A 4156-nucleotide genomic window follows, 5' to 3' on the forward strand; every position below is an offset into this window, starting at 1 on the left:
GCAGACAACACGTGGTATAAATAATGGCCTAAAAAGCAAGTTTATGGAGAAGGCCACTATTCATACCACCTACCATTAGGTGCAATTTGCTCACTCAAATGAAAATACCGAAAATAAAAGGAATAATAGACAGACGAATTTTAATCAATTACCAAATTGATAAAGAAGTCTTGGAAAATTATTTACCAAAACCTTTCAAACCTAAATTAGTAAACGGAAAAGGAATTGCGGGAATCTGTTTGATAAGATTAAAAGAAATCAGACCGAAAGGTTTGCCGAAACAAATCGGAATTTCTTCTGAAAATGGAGCTCATAGAATTGCAGTTGAATGGACTGAAAACGGAAAGTTAAAAGAAGGAGTTTATATTCCAAGAAGAGATACTTCTTCAAAATTAAATTCTTTAGCTGGCGGAACTATATTTCCTGGAATTCATCATTTAGCAAATTTTAAAGTAAATGAAAAAGATGGAAACTACGAAGTCGGTTTTATCAGCGATGACAAAACTTCATTATCAATAAAAGCAAAAGAAACAAACTCTTGGAATACCGAAAGTGTATTTGAAAATTTAGAATGCGTTTCTGAATTCTTTGAAAATGGTTCTATTGGATATTCGCCTGACAAAAATGACTTTGACGGACTTGAATTAAAAGCATCTAATTGGAAAGTATCACTTTTGGAAGTTGAAAATGTAAAATCAAGCTTTTTTGAGAATGAAAGTATTTTTCCGAAAGGTTCTGTCAAATTTGATAATGCATTATTAATGAAAGATATTGAACACGAATGGATAGGACTAAAAAAAATAAAAACTGCACCTAACACCGTATAAAAATAATTGCGGTTTAGTGCTTAATCAAAGGTCGTTGCGTGTTTGTAACGTCTGAATTTCCTTCGGAAATTCCTCGCATACAAACCCGCAACTATTCTTATACATAAACGTTAGCAAACATTTGAAAAAAAATTGAAATACCTATTTAACGACATAGAAAAAAACATAATTGAGAAATTAAAAAACTCACAACCAAAACGGATTTGGTACGAATTTGTGACAGTCGTTTTTGAATTTGATGATTTTTATATCGAGTTAGAATCTGTACCTGAAATTGCTGATTCTCAAAACAAATTTGACGAAGCAATGACTGCAAAAATTCGTAAAATTAAGAAGTCTTATAAACCTTCAGAAAATGCAAAGCTAATTTGTGAAAACAAGCTTATAATTGAAATAAAAACTGTGAGAACATTTCTATATTTTACAGATTCAATATCCGAACCAAAAAAAGTAAAGAAATTAGACTCTAAATGGAATCGTTTTATGAGTAAAATAAGTAACGTTAAACAATCTGAAATTGAAAAAATTCTTGGAGGAACATCAAGTAGCTATCACAGTGTAATAACTTGTCGACCTAATTCATCTGAATCCAAAAAGGCACGTCCTAAATTTTCAAACATAATTGATGTTGGTTTAGTCCTTAAAATCGAAAATGAATTTTTGCCTGTTTTTGTTCAATCCAATAGTTTTGGGTTCGGACATTTAGAAAGAAAGTTTCTATTACCAGAAAGTGAATTGAAAGAAATAATTAATAATTACGAACTGAATTAAAAAACGTTTGCTAACACCATGTATAATTAATTGCTTTGGCAAGTGCCTATTTGGAAAATTCCTTCGGAATTTTCTCGGGTTCGTATTTGTTTACTAAATTAGTTGCTTAACCACGCAACTAACCATACACAATCACGTTGTGCTTAATATGAAAAAGAACATTGCATACATAATAATTCTGTTGTTTTTAACGATTGGTTCTTCCTATTCTCAATCGAAAAACAAGAATATTCCGAAACCAAAAATGCCTGATAGTTATGGAACTTGTGAATATGGAACTGAAAGAGCAAAAAAAGACGCGAATAACGGAATTTACAAGTCATTATCCTATGGTCTAATTGTTCGATTTGACTGGGAATTTCATAAATTTTACGCTGAACACATTAAATCAAAATATGGAATTACTGTTGGTGATGGTGGTTGTTTAGTGTCATCTGAATCCGAATGCTATTCAACAACAATGAAAGAGTTGATTTATAAAAAATTTGGAAACAACATTTTTGATAAGGCAAAACAAGAATCTATAGAATTATACAAATCAACTGAGAAATACAAAAATGAAATTAAACCGAAAATAGACTCTGATTTTGTCTTTACTTCTACTCAAGAAAATGCTCAATTTTCTGGAGGCAGAGATTCTTTGAACACATATTTCAAAGATAAAATTAAAAACATGAAGGATTTTAAAGGAACTGTTAGAGCTTCATTTATTATCGAAAAAAATGGAGAAATAACTAATGTAGAAATTTTACAAAGCCTAAATGAAAAAGCTAACAATGAAGTTATTAGAATAATTAAAGAAATGCCAAATTGGAAACCAGCAATTCACTTTGGAGAAGCAGTAAGAGTAAAGAGGACAAGAATTGTGAGATTTAAATAAAATACTAAGCACAACAACGTGTATAATTAATTGCTTCGGCAAGTGTTTATTTGGAAAATTCCTTCGGAATTTTCTCGCGTTCGTTTTTGTTTACTAAATTAGTTGCTTAAACACGCAACTAACCATACACAAGACCGTTGTGCGTCATTTGACAAAAATCGAGCGAAACAGAAAAAAATGAAATTTTATTTAAAACTACTTCTTCTCTCAATAACGCTTTTAGCTATTAGTTGTAAAGAAAATGCAACCAAACAAAAGACAGACAAAACTGAAAAGCAAATTGAAATAAAAAAGAAAAAAAAACTACTTCAAGATTCGGTGATTGCTCAAAACAAAATTCAAAAACCAAAATATTACATACATAAATTTGTTAATGCTAAGTCTGGCTTAAATTATAGAGATTCACCTAATGGAATTATTTTAGATAAATTTCCTTTAAATACACGACTTAAAATACTTGAAAATACAGAAATATTTGACCAAATAGAAGATGAAGGAAAAAAAATAAAAGGTGAATGGCTTGGTGTTGATAAAGACAATGATACGGTTTATGTATTTAGTACATTTTTGTCAGATTTTTACAACTATTCCGATATAGGGCTTTTTTACGCAAGTCCCTACAATAAATCTTATGATAAAACAAGTCAAGGTTTTGTTAATCTTTCCGAAATATATCCTTTAGACTTTAATGAGAATAAGAGCACTATAATACCAGAAAACGATTTGGGTAAAGACCCTGTGAAATTTAACAAAACCCAAAGAAAAAAGATTTTTAAGACAATGGAGATTTCGAATAGAGATACTCTTTACATATTTAACTTTGACAAAGATTCAATCTTTAAGTATCCAACAAGTAATTTAACTGCGATAGCATATGTAAATCCATATAGTAAGGGCGATAGAAATCTAACAGAAGACGAATATATGATTGGATTAAACTTAGAAGATAAATTCACAACAAAAGGGCAGAACTTTGCCTACATAGGAAAAACAAATCCTTTTCAGACTGGAAAAATCAAACCATTGATTTGGAACAGGACTGATAATCTTAATTTCCCCTTGAAAGAAACTATTATTGACAAACAGACAACTACAGATAATATAACTCTTGAAACCTACACTCTTTCGATATCGAAGTTTAAATATTTTATTCAAAGTCATATTTCTAATAAGAATAATCGCTCTCGTGTTCAAAAGCATCAACTTGTTGTAATAGATACAACTACAAATAAAATAACAACAGAACTAAATTATAATAGTAGCGAAAGTATAAACATAAGTCCAGTTTATAAATCATCTGATGACAAAATGGAACACTACTATAGTTGGACTGGAGAACTATTTAAAAACAAGCCACCAATGATTTATGGCCTTTATGGAAATTCATTTGGATGTTCGACAGTTGACTTCATTTACAAAAATGAACCTTCAATAAGAATATTTTGTGACAATAGACATTAAAAAAAACGAACGCACAACACCGTGTATAATTAATTGCTTTGGCAAGTGCTTATTTGGAAAATTCCTGCGGAATTTTCTCGCGTTCGTTTTTGTTTACTAAATTAGTTGCTTAAACACGCAACTAACCATACACAACAACGTTGTCTGCAATTACCGATACGGATCGGACACTTTTTTCTGGGTTGTATGGAGAACTTTAAGGAGTTGTTTGCTTTAT

At 30.4% G+C, this 4156-nt stretch carries 4 protein-coding genes; all 4 read left to right on the forward strand.

Annotated features, from left to right (window positions below; all coding sequences use genetic code 11):
- The first annotated feature begins 98 nt into the window (after positions 1–98).
- The 4 genes from HM984_RS17180 (at position 99) to HM984_RS17195 (ending at position 3939) form a co-directional block, all read left to right on the forward strand.
- A complete protein-coding gene (locus HM984_RS17180) occupies positions 99–827 on the forward strand; it encodes a DUF2071 domain-containing protein (RefSeq protein ID WP_179350077.1) in 729 nt (242 codons plus the stop codon).
- Between the two features lie 132 nt (positions 828–959).
- Positions 960–1598, forward strand: coding sequence for a hypothetical protein (locus HM984_RS17185; protein WP_179350078.1), 639 nt, complete (start codon positions 960–962; stop codon positions 1596–1598).
- Between the two features lie 148 nt (positions 1599–1746).
- Complete coding sequence (locus tag HM984_RS17190) at positions 1747–2478, forward strand: energy transducer TonB (RefSeq protein ID WP_179350079.1); 732 nt, start codon at positions 1747–1749, stop codon at positions 2476–2478.
- Positions 2479–2655: 177 nt separating this feature from the next.
- Positions 2656–3939 (forward strand): hypothetical protein, encoded by a 1284-nt coding sequence (locus HM984_RS17195; RefSeq protein WP_179350080.1) that lies wholly within the window; start codon positions 2656–2658, stop codon positions 3937–3939.
- The last annotated feature ends 217 nt before the right edge of the window (positions 3940–4156 follow it).

The organism is Winogradskyella pacifica, from assembly GCF_013403915.1.
Classification (GTDB): Bacteria; Bacteroidota; Bacteroidia; order Flavobacteriales; family Flavobacteriaceae; genus Winogradskyella; species Winogradskyella pacifica.